The sequence below is a fragment of the Chryseobacterium sp. CCNWLW53 genome (assembly GCF_037083525.1).
Lineage (GTDB): Bacteria > Bacteroidota > Bacteroidia > Flavobacteriales > Weeksellaceae > Chryseobacterium > Chryseobacterium lathyri.
The window spans coordinates 32,111-49,911 of the sequence record NZ_JBAOJR010000005.1 but is presented as its reverse complement, the minus strand read 5'-3'; the positions used below and the strand labels follow the sequence as shown (position 1 = coordinate 49,911).

The 17,801-nt window shown below is 37.8% G+C and carries 14 protein-coding genes and 3 tRNA genes; 6 read left to right on the top strand and 11 right to left on the bottom strand.

The window, feature by feature from the left end:
* Window positions 1-34: 34 nt before the first annotated feature.
* Genes V6R96_RS16315 through V6R96_RS16305 form a run of 3 tightly spaced genes read right to left on the bottom strand, consistent with a single transcriptional unit; the run spans window position 35 to window position 2,978 of the window.
* Window positions 35-805 carry an ABC transporter permease gene (locus V6R96_RS16315; protein WP_336379571.1) on the bottom strand — a complete coding sequence of 257 codons (771 nt, stop codon included), beginning with the start codon at window positions 803-805 and terminating at the stop codon, window positions 35-37.
* Window positions 802-1,701, bottom strand: coding sequence for an ATP-binding cassette domain-containing protein (locus V6R96_RS16310; protein WP_336379570.1), 900 nt, complete (start codon window positions 1,699-1,701; stop codon window positions 802-804). The genes V6R96_RS16315 and V6R96_RS16310 overlap by 4 nt, the downstream gene beginning before the upstream one ends.
* A complete protein-coding gene (locus V6R96_RS16305) occupies window positions 1,701-2,978 on the bottom strand; it encodes an erythromycin esterase family protein (protein ID WP_336379569.1) in 1,278 nt (425 codons plus the stop codon). The genes V6R96_RS16310 and V6R96_RS16305 overlap by 1 nt, the downstream gene beginning before the upstream one ends.
* A gap of 366 nt (window positions 2,979-3,344) precedes the next feature.
* Between V6R96_RS16305 and V6R96_RS16300 the strand changes: the two genes are divergently transcribed.
* Both V6R96_RS16300 and V6R96_RS16295 read left to right on the top strand, forming a co-directional pair.
* Window positions 3,345-3,932, top strand: a complete 588-nt coding sequence (locus V6R96_RS16300; protein ID WP_336379568.1) for a Crp/Fnr family transcriptional regulator — start codon at window positions 3,345-3,347, stop codon at window positions 3,930-3,932.
* A 54-nt stretch (window positions 3,933-3,986) separates the two neighbouring features.
* Window positions 3,987-4,670: an MBL fold metallo-hydrolase gene (locus tag V6R96_RS16295; RefSeq protein WP_336379567.1), complete on the top strand. Its 684-nt coding sequence runs from the start codon at window positions 3,987-3,989 to the stop codon at window positions 4,668-4,670.
* 833 nt (window positions 4,671-5,503) lie between these two features.
* Here V6R96_RS16295 and V6R96_RS16290 read toward each other — a convergent pair.
* From V6R96_RS16290 to V6R96_RS16280, 3 genes are all read right to left on the bottom strand, one after another.
* A tRNA-Arg gene (locus V6R96_RS16290) sits at window positions 5,504-5,577 on the bottom strand.
* Window positions 5,578-5,609: 32 nt separating this feature from the next.
* Window positions 5,610-5,684: transfer RNA gene (locus V6R96_RS16285), tRNA-Pro, on the bottom strand.
* A gap of 27 nt (window positions 5,685-5,711) precedes the next feature.
* Window positions 5,712-5,796 (bottom strand) — tRNA-Ser (locus tag V6R96_RS16280).
* A gap of 135 nt (window positions 5,797-5,931) precedes the next feature.
* Here V6R96_RS16280 and V6R96_RS16275 point away from each other — a divergent pair.
* The 4 genes from V6R96_RS16275 (at window position 5,932) to V6R96_RS16260 (ending at window position 10,486) form a co-directional block, all read left to right on the top strand.
* On the top strand, window positions 5,932-6,957 hold the full coding sequence (locus V6R96_RS16275) for an N-acetylmuramoyl-L-alanine amidase (protein WP_223558570.1): 1,026 nt from the start codon (window positions 5,932-5,934) through the stop codon (window positions 6,955-6,957).
* Between the two features lie 70 nt (window positions 6,958-7,027).
* Window positions 7,028-8,428: an aspartate ammonia-lyase gene (aspA, locus tag V6R96_RS16270; protein ID WP_111955942.1), complete on the top strand. Its 1,401-nt coding sequence runs from the start codon at window positions 7,028-7,030 to the stop codon at window positions 8,426-8,428.
* A gap of 68 nt (window positions 8,429-8,496) precedes the next feature.
* Window positions 8,497-9,351 carry a glycosyltransferase family A protein gene (locus V6R96_RS16265; protein ID WP_336379566.1) on the top strand — a complete coding sequence of 285 codons (855 nt, stop codon included), beginning with the start codon at window positions 8,497-8,499 and terminating at the stop codon, window positions 9,349-9,351.
* An 88-nt stretch (window positions 9,352-9,439) separates the two neighbouring features.
* On the top strand, window positions 9,440-10,486 hold the full coding sequence (locus V6R96_RS16260) for a hypothetical protein (protein ID WP_336379565.1): 1,047 nt from the start codon (window positions 9,440-9,442) through the stop codon (window positions 10,484-10,486).
* Here V6R96_RS16260 and V6R96_RS16255 read toward each other — a convergent pair.
* The 5 genes from V6R96_RS16255 to V6R96_RS16235 all read right to left on the bottom strand — a co-directional run bounded on the left by V6R96_RS16255 (window position 10,479) and on the right by V6R96_RS16235 (window position 17,745).
* Entirely contained in the window at window positions 10,479-11,957 is a 1,479-nt protein-coding gene (locus V6R96_RS16255; RefSeq protein WP_336379564.1) for a lipopolysaccharide biosynthesis protein, read from the bottom strand. The two genes, V6R96_RS16260 and V6R96_RS16255, sit on opposite strands and share 8 nt — an antisense overlap.
* A gap of 9 nt (window positions 11,958-11,966) precedes the next feature.
* The gene (locus V6R96_RS16250) at window positions 11,967-12,761 is read right to left on the bottom strand and encodes an FkbM family methyltransferase (protein WP_111955950.1); all 795 of its coding nucleotides are present in this window, start codon (window positions 12,759-12,761) and stop codon (window positions 11,967-11,969) included.
* A 277-nt stretch (window positions 12,762-13,038) separates the two neighbouring features.
* Window positions 13,039-13,866, bottom strand: coding sequence for an N-acetylmuramidase family protein (locus V6R96_RS16245; protein ID WP_336379563.1), 828 nt, complete (start codon window positions 13,864-13,866; stop codon window positions 13,039-13,041).
* Window positions 13,867-14,017: 151 nt separating this feature from the next.
* On the bottom strand, window positions 14,018-15,916 hold the full coding sequence (locus V6R96_RS16240; protein WP_336379562.1) for a hypothetical protein: 1,899 nt from the start codon (window positions 15,914-15,916) through the stop codon (window positions 14,018-14,020).
* 227 nt (window positions 15,917-16,143) lie between these two features.
* Window positions 16,144-17,745 (bottom strand): hypothetical protein, encoded by a 1,602-nt coding sequence (locus tag V6R96_RS16235; RefSeq protein ID WP_336379561.1) that lies wholly within the window; start codon window positions 17,743-17,745, stop codon window positions 16,144-16,146.
* Between the last annotated feature and the right edge of the window lie 56 nt (window positions 17,746-17,801).

Sequence of the window (17,801 nt, the reverse complement as noted above, 5' to 3'; positions counted from 1 at the left end):
AAAATTTTTAAGATTCAAGTTTTATAAACGTATCTTAACTTCTTTTCCTTCTCACAAACAGATAAAAGCTTACCACAATAAAAATAAACACCGCAGCTATATTGCAGTAATCGAGTCTTTCAAAAAGAATATTTTCATTCAGAAAATTTTCTAAGGATTTATAACCTCCGGTATAAACCAAAAAATCTGAAAATTCCTTGTCTTTGACCATTGCTGTGAACAGAAGCATGAACATGCCAAACCCAATGGGATAAATAAAGTTTCTGAATACCAGACTTAATGCCAGCTGTACCATCGCAATAGCAGAAAGTGTGATATAGAACTTTAAGAAAACATAAAATATAACTTCCCTGTAATCATAATTCTGATAACCCAGGGCAGGAAAAATGACTGAAAGGAGATAACCGCTTCCTAAAAATACAATGTACGACAGCAATATGGATAACAGAACCGTGACCAGAATAAACAAAGCCTTAGAAAAAAAGATTTTCGACTTCGAAACGGGAATGGTAAACAGAATTTTATAATTGTTATTCCGGTATTCCACGTCACAGCATGCATGAACAAAAAGACAGACCAGAACAGGATACAGCAAATAGAAAAACATAAATACATACCTTCCCAGTGCATATTTCCACGGATTGGCATTGCTTTCTGCTACTCCTGAGCTGATAACATCATAGGCAATATAAAAAGTAATAGCTAAAATGACAAAAGCAGGAATCAGGAATACCCCAAAGATTTCTTTATTTTTAGAGAGTTTATACTGTTCAGACGAAAAAGCTTTATAGAAAGTATTGGTCATGGTTTTTTAGAAATTAGGTTAATAAAAATCTGTTCAAGATTGGCGCTTTGAGATTCTATATCATAAATTTCAATACCGTTCCCGATCATAGTTTTCAGAAGAAGATTGAATTCCAGGTCGTCATTAATTTTTACTGAAATTTTATCCGGTTCATTTTGAGATGCAGAAAAAGTTCCCTTCAGCACAGATATCGCTTTTTCTCCATTGTTAACTTTTAAAATGATCTCCCTTTCAACTTGGCTCAGGAGTTCATTTTTTGTACCCTGAAAAATCATTTTTCCGCCCTCAATGATCCCGATGTGGGTGGCGGTTTTTTCCAGTTCACTCAGAATGTGACTCGAAAGGAAGATCGTTTTACCTTGGTCATTCAGATTCTGAAAAAGTTTTCGCATTTCAAAAATACCCTGTGGGTCAAGCCCGTTCAGAGGTTCATCCAGAATCAGCAACTTCGGATCATGAAAAATAGCCATGGCAATTCCAAGACGCTGTTTCATTCCCATTGATAAGGCGCTGGCTTTCTTTTTTTTCTCTTTATGCAGATCTACCAGCTCCAGGACTTCATCAATTCTTTTAGTTCCTTTTCCGTAAATAATATCCAGGTATTTTAAATTTTCAAAAACAGTCAGCTTTGTATAAAAACAGGGCGCTTCTATAAGGTTTCCGGTTGAGGCAAGGATCTCTGTACGGTTTTGCTTTAAACTTTTATTCTGAATAAATATTTTATCATTGGATTCCTCCAGAAGTCCTAAAAGAAGTTTTATTGTGGTCGATTTTCCGGCTCCGTTCCTTCCCAGATAACCATAAATGCTGCCTTCCGGAACATTCAGGCTGATATTGTTTAAAATAGTTTTGGAGCCTATGACATAACTCAGGTCCTGCGTTCTTATGTTTTCCATTATTTATTGATTGGTGTTAATAAAGTATTGGTGTCTATATAAAATATTCCGTCAAAAGAGCGGCTCCAGATCCTCTTTTGGTCAATTCCCTGATTGACAGTTGATACGAATTCCTTTCTCAAAAGTGAATTTTCCGGAATATCCCTCAGGTTCATAAAAAAGTAGAGAGTTTTTGTCTCATGAAATGCATTTTCAATAGCAAACTTCCCCGGTTTATTAATAAGAATACCCTTATCGCTCTTTTTGGCGTATGAGGAAAAATCTATCATATAAGAAGCTTTGCCGTATTTATTCTTGATATAGGCTCCCAATGGAAGATAATCCTTATCATACCTTTCCGCGAAAGTATGGATATTGGCACACCATACGATGACCTTTTTGTCTTTGTACACAGAATCAATCTGATGGATAAGATTTCTGGCCATAAGAGAATCTCTGAACTGCATGCTCGGCATTGATCCTGGTTTGTATTTCCATGACTTATGAAAATTATTTTTCATATCATGCAGATATTGAGCATACATTATATTTTCCGGTGTTTTCTCCAGCTTTAAAACTGTCTGTTCGAGTTTATTGATTTCACGGAGGAATTCATTTTTTTCATTTCCTTTAAAGATCTTATTGGCATAGTGATCGAAGGTAAGGTTATCAAAATTATTGATATTCTTATTAAAAACAGGAAACCTGTTAATATTGATCTTGTTTTTGCTTAGAAATTCTTCTAGGAACTTACCTCGTCTGCCGGAAAGCACGTTTCCTGAAAACTGAATATCAAAACCACCAAGCTCAATAGGAGTAGCTGAGGCTTTAGTCTTCTGGTAATATTGGATAAGCGGTCTTGTTTCTGTGCTTGCCCACCAGAACCAGAAAAGGCCGAGACCAGCTATGGAATCTGCAGGAATCTTCATGCTGTGGCTGTTCATTTCCCTGTTCATCATCCAGGTATCATATTGTCCTGCTTCATACAAAACTACATCATAGTCCAGGTTTTCATGAAGATATTTGATCAGCCTGCTTTTTGCCTCCGAAGTGGCACCGTCAAAATGCGTATTTTCTCCCAACATCAAAATTTTATTGTCCTTTAGTACAGAATCAAGTACTTTCAGATCGCTGTTGTCACGGTATTCCATAGAAATACTCTTAATGGGGTGCTGATAATGCTGAACTTCAGAAAGAAGCTTCTGTTGTTGTTTTTGGGGAACTTCCTGATAAACCAACTTATTCAGAACAAAAATTGCAATAACAGAAAGTATGAAAGCATATAGTATTTTCTTCATAAATTGACTTTACATAATTATAGATTACTGTCAGTTTCCCTTAATAGGTGTTGATTTAGTAAATAATGTTACTCTTCAGGGTGAATTATTTGGATAAATGATAAAAATGATGCCGTGGAAAAGGGAATAACGAATTGTCATCAGGTTGTTTTAACAGAGGTGTTATTTGCGAAAAGATAAAGAAGAATTAAGGGAAAAATGTCCCATCAATTAAGGAGCATGTCATCATTTATCTGATACAAAAAAGGGCCTAACAGAGAAATAATTGTTAGTTTTGAATATATAATAATTGTTAGATTTGGATGTTGGATTTGGTATGTATCCATACACAGTTAAAAAAAATAAAAAGGACGAAAAGACTGCGAAATGACTGACGTATTTGAAAATTATCTATCCTCAACAGGAGGACTATCGGCTGAGGAAATCAACTTTTCTGCGCAGTTTTTCAAACCGGTCCGCTTAAAAAAAGGTGATTTTTTTATTCGTGAGGATGAGTCCTGCCGTCATATTGGGTTTATTGCTAGTGGTGCTGTAAAAGCATACGCTATTGACAAAGAGGGAAATGAAAATATAACCTGCTTCAAGTTTGAAAATGAATTCGTCACCTCGTTTTCAGAGTTTGTGAGGCAGGAAAAATCCAGAAGAAGCATCAGGACTATAGAAGATAGCGTGATCTATCGGATAACCTACCCCGATTATCGGCATCTGCTTGACCAGGTAACCGCTTGGAACGAGGTTATAAAATCGGTGATGGAGAAGGAGTATAACCAAAAGGAACGTTATCTGCTGAATTACAATAATAAGTCGGCTGTGGATAAATACCGTCATGTCCTGTCTAGCGAACCGATACTCGTTCAGCGCATAGCGACGCAGGATCTGGCATCGTACCTGGGCATCACGCAGCGATCGCTTACACGCGCGAAAGGCCAAATACATAGACCCAATGTATTATAGGACAAATGTCCTTATTTAGGCCTGATCAGAGATGTAGGTTTGCACAAAAAACCTATGCTACGTCAAATTGCTCCCGAAGTGTTCCAGATTTCACTGATGCCGCGAAACAGTATCAACTGCTATATTATTGAAGGTGTATTGGTAGATTCCGGAATACGGAGTTCGTATACCACTGTAAAGAAGGCTCTCCAGAAAATTCCCGTTGATCAACATATATTGACGCACGCGCATGCAGACCACCAGGGCTGTAGCGATCAGATATGCGCTGAGTTCGCAATACCCTTACTCTGTCATCCTAACGAAGTTTTTAGGACCGAAACAGGTATGGTAACCAGCGACTATCCAACTCCGCAACATTGGGTAGCAAAGCTTCAACAAAAGTACTGGGCAGGTCAGGGGCATAAAGTCGAACGGACAATCGTTGAAAACGACATGATTGGGAATTTTCGGGTAATAGAGACACCCGGACATTCGGCAGGACATATTTCTTTATTCCGTGAGCGGGATGGTATACTGATAATCGGAGATGTAGCGACAAATATGAACCTGCTCACGACAGCGACCGGTCTGCGGCTTCCGCCGAACATATTCACGTCCGATCAGCAGCTCAACATCAAATCGCTCCAGAAGTTAGCAAAACTGAACCCTGCCATTATCTGCTTCGGTCACGGACCGGTCATGCGAAATACAGATCGGAAGTTTGAGCAATTTGTGGCTAAATGCAGTGCGGCTATTTAAAGATAGACCGTGCTATAATTACGGTTTAAAAGAAGAAGCACTTTAGACATCTTCTTTTATTACATTATGCAAATGAGTTAACTAATTAGGATACTTTCCATCATTTCAAAAAGTAGTATTAAATTATCTCAGTTGATACTGTTGATGAAAAGGGGAAACATAACCAGCAATAAAGTTTATCCAAGCTTTATAGAAATTCTGGAAACTAAAAACACACTCTTAAGATGTGGGTTTAAAACTGTTGGTTGTTCAAATTTACCACTTTAGATGTTCAAAAATTGAATAAAACAACAAAAATACAGTGCCATATAAGATTTTTTATAGGTATTCATGGCTATTTATCTTAATCAGTCTAAAAGGCAAATTGAATTTTGAGGGGCTAAGACTATTAAAAATTTGTATTGATTCTCACTTGAATTACTCCAGAGTAAGGTTAAATTGTTTTAAAATTGATTAAGTTTTCTTGATGTTATGTATTGATTACCAGTGTGTTATGTTGTGTTTAAAGTGTTCAGAATCCTGTATAGATAACTTGATGGGCATGTCTTTTCGAACCTTCTGTTCCATAGAAACAAGCTAATTTTGGTATGTTGTTGATTTTCAGTTATTTAATATTTTTAAAAAGGTTCGAATCCTGTCAGGTTCGTATCAATAATAAAGAGTTTTAGGGTAAGAATTGTCTAAAAAAGATAAAATATTTGTTTTTTTAAGAAAGAAATTATGCTTGTAAAACAAAGAAAAAGGCTGTAAAATACTTTAAATGGACTGATTGAAAGGTGTTTATAAATAAAATGACACCATTTTGCCTAAATTTGCCTAATGGTGTCATAAAGTGAGCGCGTCAGGATTCGAACCTGAGACCGTCTGCTTAGAAGGCAGATGCTCTATCCAGCTGAGCTACGCACCCATTAAATAATTTTGAGAAAATTACTAAAACAGTCGGGGCGGCAGGATTCGAACCTGCGACCTCCTGGTCCCAAACCAGGCGCGATGACCGGACTACGCTACGCCCCGAAAAATATAGTTAGTAAGAAAAAAATGCGGAGGGTAAGGGATTCGAACCCTTGCGACGCTTGCACGTCGACAGTTTAGCAAACTGCTCCATTAACCACTCTGGCAACCCTCCTTTTTTCTTATTTTTTAATGATCGTTGTTCCGTTATTGCGAGTGCAAATATAGAATAGATTTCTTTATTTACCAAATAAAATTCAAGAAAAATTTGTGTATTTTTGAGGAGATAAATGATTAAAAAATTAAACTGATGCGTAAGACATTATATATCATCGGATTAAGTACTTTTGTTTTTTCATGTACTTCCCAGCAAAATGTTAAAAAAAATACCTACAAGCCAAAAGCCCCGGTATCACAGGCGAAACCTGCTGTTAAGACTCCGGTAGCCGAGACCGCAAAACCTAAAATTACCAATGACCGCGGAGTAGAATTTTTTACAACCAATCTTGCTGATCCTACAAAAAATGACAATACGGCAAGTTACGGTTCTATCGTTTCAGCAAAGCCGGCAGGATATAAAGTTGTAAAGACTTATTTCCCTGCCATAGGACAGAACTTTAGACAGCGTTACCTTATATTACATTATACAGCGCTTCCTGATGATAAGTCCATTACGGTTCTTACCCAACAGGGTGTAAGCGCTCATTACCTGGTTAATAATACCGGAGACAATGAGATCTATCAGCTGGTGGACGAGAACAAACGTTCTTATCATGCCGGAGTAAGTAACTGGAGAAATGATAAAAACCTTAATGATACTTCTATAGGAATTGAGATTGTCAATACCGGATATACATCAGATGCCGAAGGAAAAAAAGTATTTGCTCCATTCAGTGATGAGCAGGTGAAAAAAGTGGCTGCTTTGGCTAAAGATATTGTCAACAGATACCAAATCCCGGCAACCAATGTCCTAGCTCATTCAGATATTGCCCCAACAAGAAAGCAGGATCCCGGACCTATGTTCCCGTGGAAAAAGCTGTATGATGAATACCAGCTTGGAATGTGGTACGATGAAGCCGTAAAACAGAATTTCTTAGCTCTGGCACAGGAAGAAGTACCCCTAAAGTATAATGATCCTTCCTTTATCTTTGCTATCCAGACGGCATTGCAGAAATTCGGATATTATGTGGATCTGAGCGGAAAGTGGGATGATGCAACAAAAAGAACCATCGAAGCTTTACAGTACCATTTCCGTCCGCAGAATTATGACGGAATTATGGATGCTGAAACATGGGCAATCCTTCAGGCTTTAAATCAAAAATATCCAGCGAAATAACAATTAAAACGCATCGGTTAAGATGCGTTTTTGCTATATTTAAAAATAAAAAACAGCTAAAATATCTGTAATGGAAAATTTCAGAAAAGAAAGCGATCTGTTGGGCGAACTCAATGTGCCTGCAGATGCGTATTACGGGGTGCAGACGCAGAGAGCGATCGATAACTTCAAAATCTCGGGACAGCTTCTGTCTTCATATCCGGATTTTATCAAAGGTCTGGCTTTTGTGAAAAAAGCAGCGGCAAAAACCAATTATGAATTGGGTCTGCTTGATGAAAGTCTGTATTTCAAAATAGCGGAAGCATGTGATGAAATTATAGCCGGAAAATACCATGAGCAGTTCCCTGTGGATATGATCCAGGGAGGGGCCGGGACTTCAATCAACATGAACGCGAATGAAGTGATCGCCAACATTGTTTTAGAAAAATTAGGAAAAAATAAAGGTGAATATGAATTCTGTTCACCAAATGACCATATCAATCTTTCTCAGTCCACCAATGATGCCTATCCTACAGCTATCAAGATGGGACTGCTGCATATGAATATCGGACTTGTTGAAAGACTTGAAAAAATCGTCGAAGCTTTTCGGGCCAAAGGAAAAGAGTTTCATGACGTAATCAAAATGGGCCGTACCCAGCTTCAGGATGCTGTTCCAATGACTTTAGGACAGGAGTTTGAAGCATATGCAGCTACTCTGGAAGAAGATATTTCTAAATTAAACAACAATGCCAGCCTTTTTGTAGAAGTGAATATGGGAGCGACCGCCATTGGTACAGGGCTGAATGCTCCGGTAGGCTATGCAACACTTTGTGCGAAAAACCTCGCTCAGATTACTGGTTTTCCGGTTATTTCCGCACCGGATCTGGTTGAGGCAACACCGGATACAGGTTCTTATGTAATTTATTCTTCTGCTACAAAACGTCTTGCCGTGAAGCTTTCAAAGATCTGTAATGATCTGAGACTGCTTTCTTCAGGCCCAAGAGCCGGATTATTTGAGATCAATCTTCCTCCGATGCAGCCTGGATCATCCATTATGCCTGGAAAAGTGAATCCTGTTATCCCGGAAGTGGTAAACCAGGTTTGCTTTAAGGTATTTGGGAATGATCTTACCGTAACTTTTGCTGCAGAAGCAGGGCAGTTGCAGCTTAACGTAATGGAGCCTGTGCTTTCCCATGCGATCATGGAAAACATTAATTTCCTTTGCAATGCTTTAGATACGCTTCGTGAAAAATGTGTTGTAGGAATTACTGCTAACAAGGAAATTTGCCTGAATATGGTAAAGCACAGCATTGGTATTGTAACAGCACTTAACCCATATATTGGATACAAGAAATCTACGGAGATTGCTAAAGAAGCTCTTGAAACAGGGAATAGTGTTTACAATCTGGTTTTAGAGAAAGGAATTCTTTCCCAGGAGAAGCTCGATGAGATCCTTGATCCTAAAAACATGCTGAAACCGCACAACAAATAAAATAATTTAAGCGATAAATGATAATTCATTAGGATCATTTATCGCTTATCATTTGTAAATTCAAAAGCTTGAGGTTTTTAATCATAATTCCTGCACATAACGAAGAAGGAAATCTTTCATTCACACTGGATTCTTTACAGCAGCAGAGCTTTAAGGATTTCCAAACTGTGGTGGTTAATGACGGTTCTACAGACGGAACGGCCGAAATAATCAGAAAATATACAGAAAATGATTCCCGTTTTGAAACGGTGAATCTTCAGAAATCTGCCCATCAGCCAGGTTCTAAAGTGGTGAGTGCATTCAAAAACGGACTGAAAACCCAAAATACGGACGAATTTGATATCATCTGTAAATTTGATGCCGATATTATCCTTCCCGGAAATTATCTGGAAACAGTAGAGGATGCATTCAAAAACAATCCTGAATATGGACTTGTTGGTGGTTTGTTATATGTGGAAAAAGATGGAGGCTGGGTATACGAAGGGAATTCGAATAAGCATCATGTAAGAGGCCCTATGAAAGCGTATCGCAAAGAATCTTTCGTTCAAATCGGAGGATTGAGAGAAACGCTGGGCTGGGACAATATTGATTCTATTCTTTTGGAAAACCTGGGTTGGAAAGAAGTTGTTATTCCTGAGCTGCAGGTAAAACTGATCAAGGTAAAAGGTGCGGATTATACAATCAGACCGGCAGACTATTACGGCAGATATTTTTACTTTTTAGGTCTGAACAGGTTTCTTGCCTACATCGCTTCTTCAAAGGAAGCTGTGAAGAGCAGATCTGTTTCCTTTTTCTTTAAGATCATTAAAGCTTATGAAGCCTGCAAAACAGCGAAACTGGAACTGAAGATCTCCAAAGAAGAGCAAAAAGCTATCAACGATAAACGGTGGGCAATGCTGAAGAAAAAATGGCTGAAAATATAATCACAATTATAAAACTGCAAAAGATAAATTGACATTAAGTCAAACATTTTACCTCTGCTAACCTCTAACCTCTAACCTCTAATTCCAATTGAAAAAAATCGCTTACATAGAAATAGATACCCACGCAGAAATTGCGCAGGCTTTCATGGATATCATGAAGGATTCTTCGGATTTCAGTGTAGATTACTATTTTTCGAAAAAGATTAAAGATTTGATTGTGGAGGACGGCGAAACAATATTTTTATCTGACAGTTCCATGATCATGGAGCAGTTGAAATTAAAGAAATATGATCTGGTCATCATTGGAACGGTTCATCGATATTTCAACACCTTTCATGCATTGGCTCAGAAATATAATGTATCGGTTATTGTTCATAATATGAATTTTTCTGTAGCTTCAAAAGGTGCTTTGATGAAAAGTATTTTTAAGGGGGATATTATTTACCGGCTGAAGCTTTGGTGGAAAGAAGGTCTTTTTTATACCTCAAAAGCGTACAGGAATGCTAAGAATTTATTGGTACTGGATGAAGAGCTTGCATCTGATATTTATAAATTTCTGCCTCTTTTTTATAGCAAGAATTTCGAAAAACAGGGAAACAATGATCTTAAAGTTGTGATTCCGGGGGGTGTTTCACAAAAAAGAAGAGATTACCATCATGTTTTTAAAACCATTCAAAATTTAAAAGCTGAAGAGAAATATGAATTCATATTTCTTGGAAAAGCCAAAGACAGTGAGCTGAGCCAGTTGGAAAAACTGTCCCAAAAGCTTCCGGAAAATATTTCTATACAGTATTTTTCAGACCGGGTTTCCCATGATGATTTTGAAAAATGGATGCAGAATGCAGATGTTTTGTGGTGTCCGATTCAGCAGAAAACAGAATTTTTCAGCAGGGAAGAAATTTATGGGCTGACCAAAATGACCGGGAACTTGGGTGATGCTATCAAATATGGCAAAACGGCTGTTTTTCCTAAAGATTATCCTTCGAAATTAGAATTTATTGTTCCTGAGTCGGATAATATTCTGGAGCAGTTTAAAATGCTTAAAAATACGCGCTTTGATTTCCAGAAAAACTACAGCAAAAAGTTAGTTTTAAAAAAATTGGAAGATGTTCTCTCTGATTTAATTTCTATTTAAATTTAAAAATACTTTTGATAAAATTTGCATTCAGATAATCCTCGAGTGGGAATACTTTGGTGAAATAATTTCCGATGTAGATCAATACCAGAACAACAGCTGGTTTGTACATCAGGTTGATGAAATTATTATGGAAAGTTGGTAAAACAATCGCCACAGTGATCGCTAAAGTACATATGATAGAGACAAATATCATTTCAATCGTCAACGGAGACACTTTAAAAACAAAATAGTTGAAAGCGATCTTGATGACATTGTAAGTTGTGAGTGAAATAGCGGTAGATAAAGCAATCCCGATCAGCTTCAGATCTGTATTTTTAATGAAATAATAATTCAGTCCAACCGTGAGTCCAGCCAGAAGAAGCATAATCAGGATATTGAATCTGTAATACTTGGAAAGCGAGATGATATTCCCATTAAAGCCTGTCGCCAGATCAATTAAAACTGCAGAACCCCAGATCCATACTACGGGCTCATATTCTCTAAGCATCGTTCCATTTTTAGGCATAAATTCCGTCAGATAAGGAAAACCAACCATGATGCATGAAAATAAAACCGCGCCTAAAAAATATAAGGATAATGATGTCTTTTTGTGAAACCTGTCCAGTTCCTCCATGTCACCCTCAACCAGTGTTTTATTGATGATTGGGGCAGAGATGTTGAACAATCCCAGCTGTGGAATTGAAATCAGAGAAATCAGAGCATAAAGAACAGAATAGATTCCCACTTCCTCCATTCCCAGAAACTCGCCGATCATGAAACTGTTGATCGCCAGATAATTTCCGAAAGTTCCCAGAAATCCAAAAAAACTGTAATTGAAAAATTCTTTCCAGAAATTATCCTTCTTAAAATAATCCGTATTAAAGTCCAGCTTTATCTTTTCAAGCTTGTTCGTATAATAAACGTATCCGAAAAGCATCAGGGCAAACATTCCGAAAAAGAAAGCAAACGCTACTTTCTGCGAGAGTAAAAAATAAGCGAACAGGCAGAAAGCTCCCAGGTTGGCAATCTTGGGGAAAAGATTATCAAAAATATTGGATACTACAATTCTCTTATAATTGGAGGTATATTTATTAAAAATTGCACAGAAAGAAAGGATGAGAATCAGGGGAAGAATCATTTCCTTTAATTTCCATGCTTCCGAATGTCTGAATTTTGGGAAAAGATAGGGCAGTACAAAAAATACACCCGTAAAAATGATAAAATTAACAAACACGGTAAGCAGCGACAGTGACAGCATATTCTGTTTCTTGCCGTCTTTTTCTACCCTGTGGAAAAATTTCACGTTGGAATAAGAGATTCCCAATACTACAGCAGGAACCAGCATCTCGGCAGTAGGCAGGATATAACGGAGCTTTCCATAAAATTCAAAATTGTACGGAAAGATAAAAATGGCGGATATGGTACCCAGCAGAAAACCAATATAACCTATGATGGAATATTTGAAGCCCTGTCTCGCTACTACACTCATAATGTTTTTTTAATGGTTTTTTGGCGTAAAAATAATGTTGTTTATATAGCTGGTCTTGTTTTTTTCATCGTTGGTGTTGTGTATTAAAATCTCTTCCGTCAGGAGTTCCAGCTTAAAACTTTCACGGTTAAGATATTGTGCTTCGTATCCCCAGCTTTTTACTTCGGAAATATCATTCCAGATCGGGTTTTTGTGATGTCTCTGCTCCATTTCGACCATCAGTGTCGGAAGGAACCGCATGATGGTTTTTTTAGCACCGGACAGGGTTTTCATTTCATTTCCTTCCACATCTATCTTAATGAAATCCAGTCTGTCAAAATGTTCTATTGCAGCCCATTCGTCCAGCTTGATCACTTTTACTTTTTCCGTATAGCTTTTTTCCTCACCTTTCTCTTTGTAAGAGGTGTTTAAAGTTCCCCGGGAAGCAATCAGCTTGCCATTAATAATAGGAACCTTAAATTCGGCAATTGTATTTTCGTCAGAAAGAGCTAAAGGGAATATTCTCATTCTTGGGAAAAGTCTTTTCAGGCGGCGGTAAAGCTTCTTGTTGGGTTCAAAACCATAAATATGTTCATGGTTCAGCTTATGTTCCAACTGATAAAGAAAAGTTCCGACATTAGCCCCGATGTCCAGTATTACAGCATTTTTGGGAAGGTATTCCTTAATCCATACCAGTTCCGGTTCTACGTTGCGTGCCGAAAAATTATTCTTAGTAAGATTGTTTAAATTCTTAAAATATCTTTTTTTATAAAAACTCGGACTTATATATTGTAGTTTTTCTGCAATTTTTTGGTATAAAGACATTCTTAGTTATTTGACGAAAAGCAAAGATAAACAAAAATGTTAAACTAATGTTAAAAAATAACAAATATAACCTCTTGATTATCAAATTGTAGCTTTTGAATATGGCTTGTAAAAAATTGAATTTAAACAGGTTGGCATTGTTCTAAAAACGTTTCTGTAAAACCATTCAGCAGTGTTTCTATTAAAAACAAAATTCCCACAGATCATAGAAGTTCAAAAAAGCTATAAGCAACTTTGAATCTATATATCTCTGCAGGAACTTAAAAAAACTGCTTATTTAATTTTGTGCATATTTTGCATAAGCTTTCGCAAGCTTCTCATCGTACTTGTTTTCCCTGTAGCCTGCTCCGTTGTAAAGCTTCGCAAAACCCGCCCAGTTTTTATTTCTGAGATGAACAAGGCAGTTATTCTTCTCCAAAAATTTTCCGAATGCTCTCAAATGTTCACCTTCATTGAGTTCCATTTTCGAAACAAAATTATCTACATTGCTGTAACCCAGGTTTTTGGCATGATAACCCATGATCTGAAAACTTCCCCACGAAGCAGAAGACAGTGCAGCCTCTTTAAAGTTAGGGTTGCCACCCAGGCTGATGGCCTCATTTAATCTGTCATACTCTTTCACACCGCCCTGGTAATAGGCTCTTGTCCATTTTGGGTAAAGAACATTCTGGCTGTCTGGATTGTAGTAAGAAGTAGGATCAATGCCTCTTTTCTTAAGCTCACTCCAGAAAACATGACCTTCAAACAGAATTTTTGGCTTATTGTTGATCAAAAATCCTTTTCCGCTGCTTTCAATTTCGTTCACGGCCTTTACGGCAGCTAGCTCCAGATTGTATTCATTTGCAAAATGGATAAGATCTTCTTCTTTCAAAAATTTATCGGTCTGGCTCAGGGGTTTTTCGTCTTTTTCAAGAAGAACGGCCCAGGTTTTTACGCCTACGATTCCGTCTACAACCAAAGAATTTTTACTTTGGAAATCTTTCACGGCTGCATCCACTTCCAGAGTAAATGAATCTGAGATCTTAATGCTGTATCCAAGTTGATAAAGGATCTCGCATAATGTAAGCACTTCCGGTGCTTTTGTATAATATTTTAAAAGTTTCATGATAGTTTTTTAATGATGAATATTTTTAGATAAAGTACGATGGCCAAGTATTCAATCCGGCATCTCATGTATAAAGTATAAAGTCTCAAAATCTCAAGTCTGATATCTTGATTCTTGATTCTTGGATCTTTCCTCTTTCCTCTTTTCTCAATTACTGATTAACCGGTATCTGCGGCATCCTCTCACAGATCATTCCAATCAGGAAAAAGGATTTAAATTTTACTTCCTCCCGTTGAAGCTTATATTCAAGGTTAAGAGGCATCGAGCTGGTAACACTGAAATTCTGATTCAAAACTGCATAATCATCAATTCTTAGCTCAATGCTGTATTCCCCAAGAGGAATCAGTTGATTGATCATGCCTGCTTCATTGCTTTCGATCTCAAAAATCCTGTTGTTATTGGTGCCTTTAATAGAAATAGCACATTTATAGATAGGTTCATTATTGACTTTGTCAGAGATCCGGAACTGTACAAGAGCATCTGTAGGCGGTGGCGGAACAGGAATAGGAATTGGTGTTGGGGCCGGGGTAGGTACCGGGGTTGGAGTAGGAATAGTCGGGAACTTCGGACCCCATGATCCCCATGGAGTTTTAATTGGGTTGGTAGGCTGAGGTGTGGGCTGTACCGGGCTGGCTCCGTGTGGAGCCGGGTTGAGAGGGCTTAAATTCTTAATGTTATTCAGGATATTTCCCATATTAGTTTTTCCTGCAAATGAGGCGTTGACTGCGGCTTTCATATTTTCTACCGGTTCCGGATCTAAGGCTGTTCTGGCAGAAAAATTATTAATGACGTTTACTTTTTGCGCTTCGACAATAGCTGTTTTCTTAGCCAGATAATTAAGCTGGTCAGATTTGATGGTTTTCACGTTGGTGATCGCTTTCAGGAACTTCTGGTTATTGGTTTTATTGATGAAAACCTGCTGTTTCATTACCATAGGCCCGAAATAAACCAGCTGTTCCGCATTGCTTACACTGGTGCTGATAATAGACGGATCAAGGATCACTTTCAGGTTTTTAATCAGGATCATGGTTTTTGGAAAGGCCGGAAGCTTGAAATCATTGGATATCGTCTGCCCGTCTGATATTTTTTTAGGCTCCTTCCATTCAAAATAATTGGAAAGCATAAAATTTTTATTGAACCAGTTTCTTTTTAAATGCACAAAAGAATAATCCATTTCCACGGCCTGGATCATGCTTTCGTCATAATCTATAGATAAAATCTCAGAAGGAATGTTTTCATTGCTGTTTTTTGCCTCGGAGTGAAGTCCTTCAAGTTCGGATTTTTCAATACGCATGCTGTTCCAGCCCGATTCATTTTCCATAAAATCATACGGGATAAAATTAATGTCGTGAATTGAGGAATTGCTGATCACATCAGTTTTTTCTGCGGCCTCAAAAGTATGTTTTGCGTTTTGCGCCATAGCAAGATAAAGATCAGCATCAGAAGATCTGTTGATCCTTGCCAGTTCCTTTTCAATGTGATCTTTGTTGCCTTTTACTTTCCATTCAGAAAAAGCCAGTTCTTTCAGGTTGTTTAAGTTGACAAGCCGGTCATTCCAGTTTCTTTTTTCCTCATCAGTTTCCAGCCCGTCAAACAGCAACAGGTGATCAGTTACTTTATTGATGGTGTCTTCATACAGTATTCTGTATTTTTTATAAGCTTTAAACTCTTTGGTGTCACTGTTTTTTGCATCAAAAAGAAAGGTGCTTTTGTTTTCAAGGACCTTATCGAGATTTTCTTCCAGGTTTTTCAGGTTATTTTTATCCAGGATGTCCCTGTAAATATCAAATAAAGAATTATTGGGGTTAAGATCCCAAAAATTGGGTGAAATAGGCACGGAGTTCAGTTCATACGCTACATTTTGTTTTTTAATGATCGAAAGCGCTTTTTTCTGTTCATCATTCAGCAGGCTTTGTGGTTTCAGAAGTTCCAGTTCCTCATTGTCATAAATGCGCAGAGAAGGGCAGATCATAGGCAGATCATTTTCCATCGAGCTTTGTGACATATAAATGTTCTTAAGTTTCTGGTAAACAGCTACAAAATATTTCATGGTTATCGTTTTTAGTTTAGGTGAATAACCGGCAGAAAAATTTCTGCCGGCCATTCTATTGAGAAGGATATATTATGGTGTAAGATGGGAAGAGAGAAGAAGGGAGGTTGGAAGTTAGTAGGGTACATGCATCTTTAATAATTCTCAAAAAATTAATTAAAACTACACTCTGACTGCATCTTGGTACTCAATAACTTCCTTCTTCCGGCTTCAGACTTCCTTTCTGCTTATGATTTTCCGTCCGCCCATTTTTTGATCTCAGGATTCGGATTTGGAGACTTCGGTACGATGTGGCATTTGTAACCGATAATGTAAATTCCTTTTGAGGTCAGTTTTTTACCATCCCAGTCATAGCTGGATTTTACATTCTGATTGTCGTAGCTATAGTTTCCGCCAATTACGAAAGGTCCTATTCCTACAGCACCTCCTGCAGATATAGAATTTTTAGCATCAGTATAAGCAGAGCTGCTGTCTTTGAAATCCAGGGAAACATCTTTGGCGATAATCAATTCCGTGATGATGGATGGCATTAGCCCTTTTCCATTTCCATCGCTGATCATATCCCCATTTAATGTCTGTGGAGACTGCTCGTGAAGTTTCCAGTATTTGGATTCTATGAACTGCTGATTGAACCAGCCTCTTTCTACTTTTACCTTTCCGATTTTAAAAGAGATATTCATACTGGAATAATCAGAATTGATCTGCGTTTTTTCATTTTTTCCTCCTCCTTTTGCTCCAATGGAAAATAATCCCATGCTGAAACCTCCTGCAGCTCCCCAGTTATGAATCGATTTAGAATAATCGTAATTGCTTTTCCCTTGTGAAATAGAGATTTCAGGCCATCCTTTTGATTCTCTCAAGGCATTGGCTGCTACCGGAATGCATGGAGAGTAATTTGTATAATCTAAAATTCTTGTTCTCTGGCTGTTCCTGAATTCTGCCTGTATTCTCTTCTTGATCACAAGCATATGCTTTTCCTCAATCTCACTCAGGTAATTTTGAATTCTTTCTACAGCCTCTTTGTAGCCTAAAGATTGCCAGGCCTTCAAGGCAGCATCTTCACGCTTTTTCATGTTTTTTCCGTCAATGGATATTTTGGCCATTGCGTCGGTATCCCCATTGTCAGCAGCAATTCTGATTTCGTTATTGGCATCCACGATATCATAATATTTCATCTGATACTCTACATATTTTGCATAAGTAGGCGCTACAAACGTATGGATCAGTTCAGGCTTGTTCAGGTCATCTATCGGTGCGTTCTCATCAAAATCAGGATTCTTCACCTTTTTTATTTTGAATAATTTGTCTCTCAGAGAACCCAGTTTTTTCTCTACTTTCTGATCAAAATCTGTGTCCACTACTACAGACCACTGCAAAAGATCCTCATATACTTTGGAAACTCTTTTTTCAGAATCAGTCATAATGGTAATGGCTCTTCCTTTTCCATCTTCAGTAAGTGGTGGTAAATGAGAAGGTACTGAATCTACCATTGCGGCAAATTGTTCCATCTGCAGATACTTTTTGAATTTGCTGTTAGATAAGGCAGTCTGGTAAGCTTCCATATCTATTTTTGGATTCCCGTTGGCATCCAGGATAGGTTTTCCTGTTCCGTCCAGCATTGGTTTGGGTGAGGGAGCATCTCCGAAAAGACCGTTTAGTGCATAATCAAAAGTATCTTCCGAAAGTGTAATCCCTACCGGATCAAAGGCAATAAAATCATCTGTTCCCAAATGTTCCGGATTTCCTCCGTTGGTTACTGTGTCGTAGACCTGCTTTAAAAGCATGCTCATTAATGAATTTGTTTTTGCGTCTTGAGTTAAAGTTGGCATAATTATAAGTTTTTTTAAAAATTGCTTACTCTTTTTGGTTTTCAGCTTCCCCGATT

Coding starts and splice junctions, on each gene's coding strand:
- V6R96_RS16315 (WP_336379571.1), bottom strand. CDS start 805: ATGACCAATACTTTCTATAAAGCTTTTTCGTCTGAACAGTATAAACTC.
- V6R96_RS16310 (WP_336379570.1), bottom strand. CDS start 1,701: ATGGAAAACATAAGAACGCAGGACCTGAGTTATGTCATAGGCTCCAAA.
- V6R96_RS16305 (WP_336379569.1), bottom strand. CDS start 2,978: ATGAAGAAAATACTATATGCTTTCATACTTTCTGTTATTGCAATTTTT.
- V6R96_RS16300 (WP_336379568.1), top strand. CDS start 3,345: ATGACTGACGTATTTGAAAATTATCTATCCTCAACAGGAGGACTATCG.
- V6R96_RS16295 (WP_336379567.1), top strand. CDS start 3,987: ATGCTACGTCAAATTGCTCCCGAAGTGTTCCAGATTTCACTGATGCCG.
- V6R96_RS16275 (WP_223558570.1), top strand. CDS start 5,932: ATGCGTAAGACATTATATATCATCGGATTAAGTACTTTTGTTTTTTCA.
- aspA (WP_111955942.1), top strand. CDS start 7,028: ATGGAAAATTTCAGAAAAGAAAGCGATCTGTTGGGCGAACTCAATGTG.
- V6R96_RS16255 (WP_336379564.1), bottom strand. CDS start 11,957: ATGAGTGTAGTAGCGAGACAGGGCTTCAAATATTCCATCATAGGTTAT.
- V6R96_RS16250 (WP_111955950.1), bottom strand. CDS start 12,761: ATGTCTTTATACCAAAAAATTGCAGAAAAACTACAATATATAAGTCCG.
- V6R96_RS16245 (WP_336379563.1), bottom strand. CDS start 13,866: ATGAAACTTTTAAAATATTATACAAAAGCACCGGAAGTGCTTACATTA.
- V6R96_RS16240 (WP_336379562.1), bottom strand. CDS start 15,916: ATGAAATATTTTGTAGCTGTTTACCAGAAACTTAAGAACATTTATATG.
- V6R96_RS16235 (WP_336379561.1), bottom strand. CDS start 17,745: ATGCCAACTTTAACTCAAGACGCAAAAACAAATTCATTAATGAGCATG.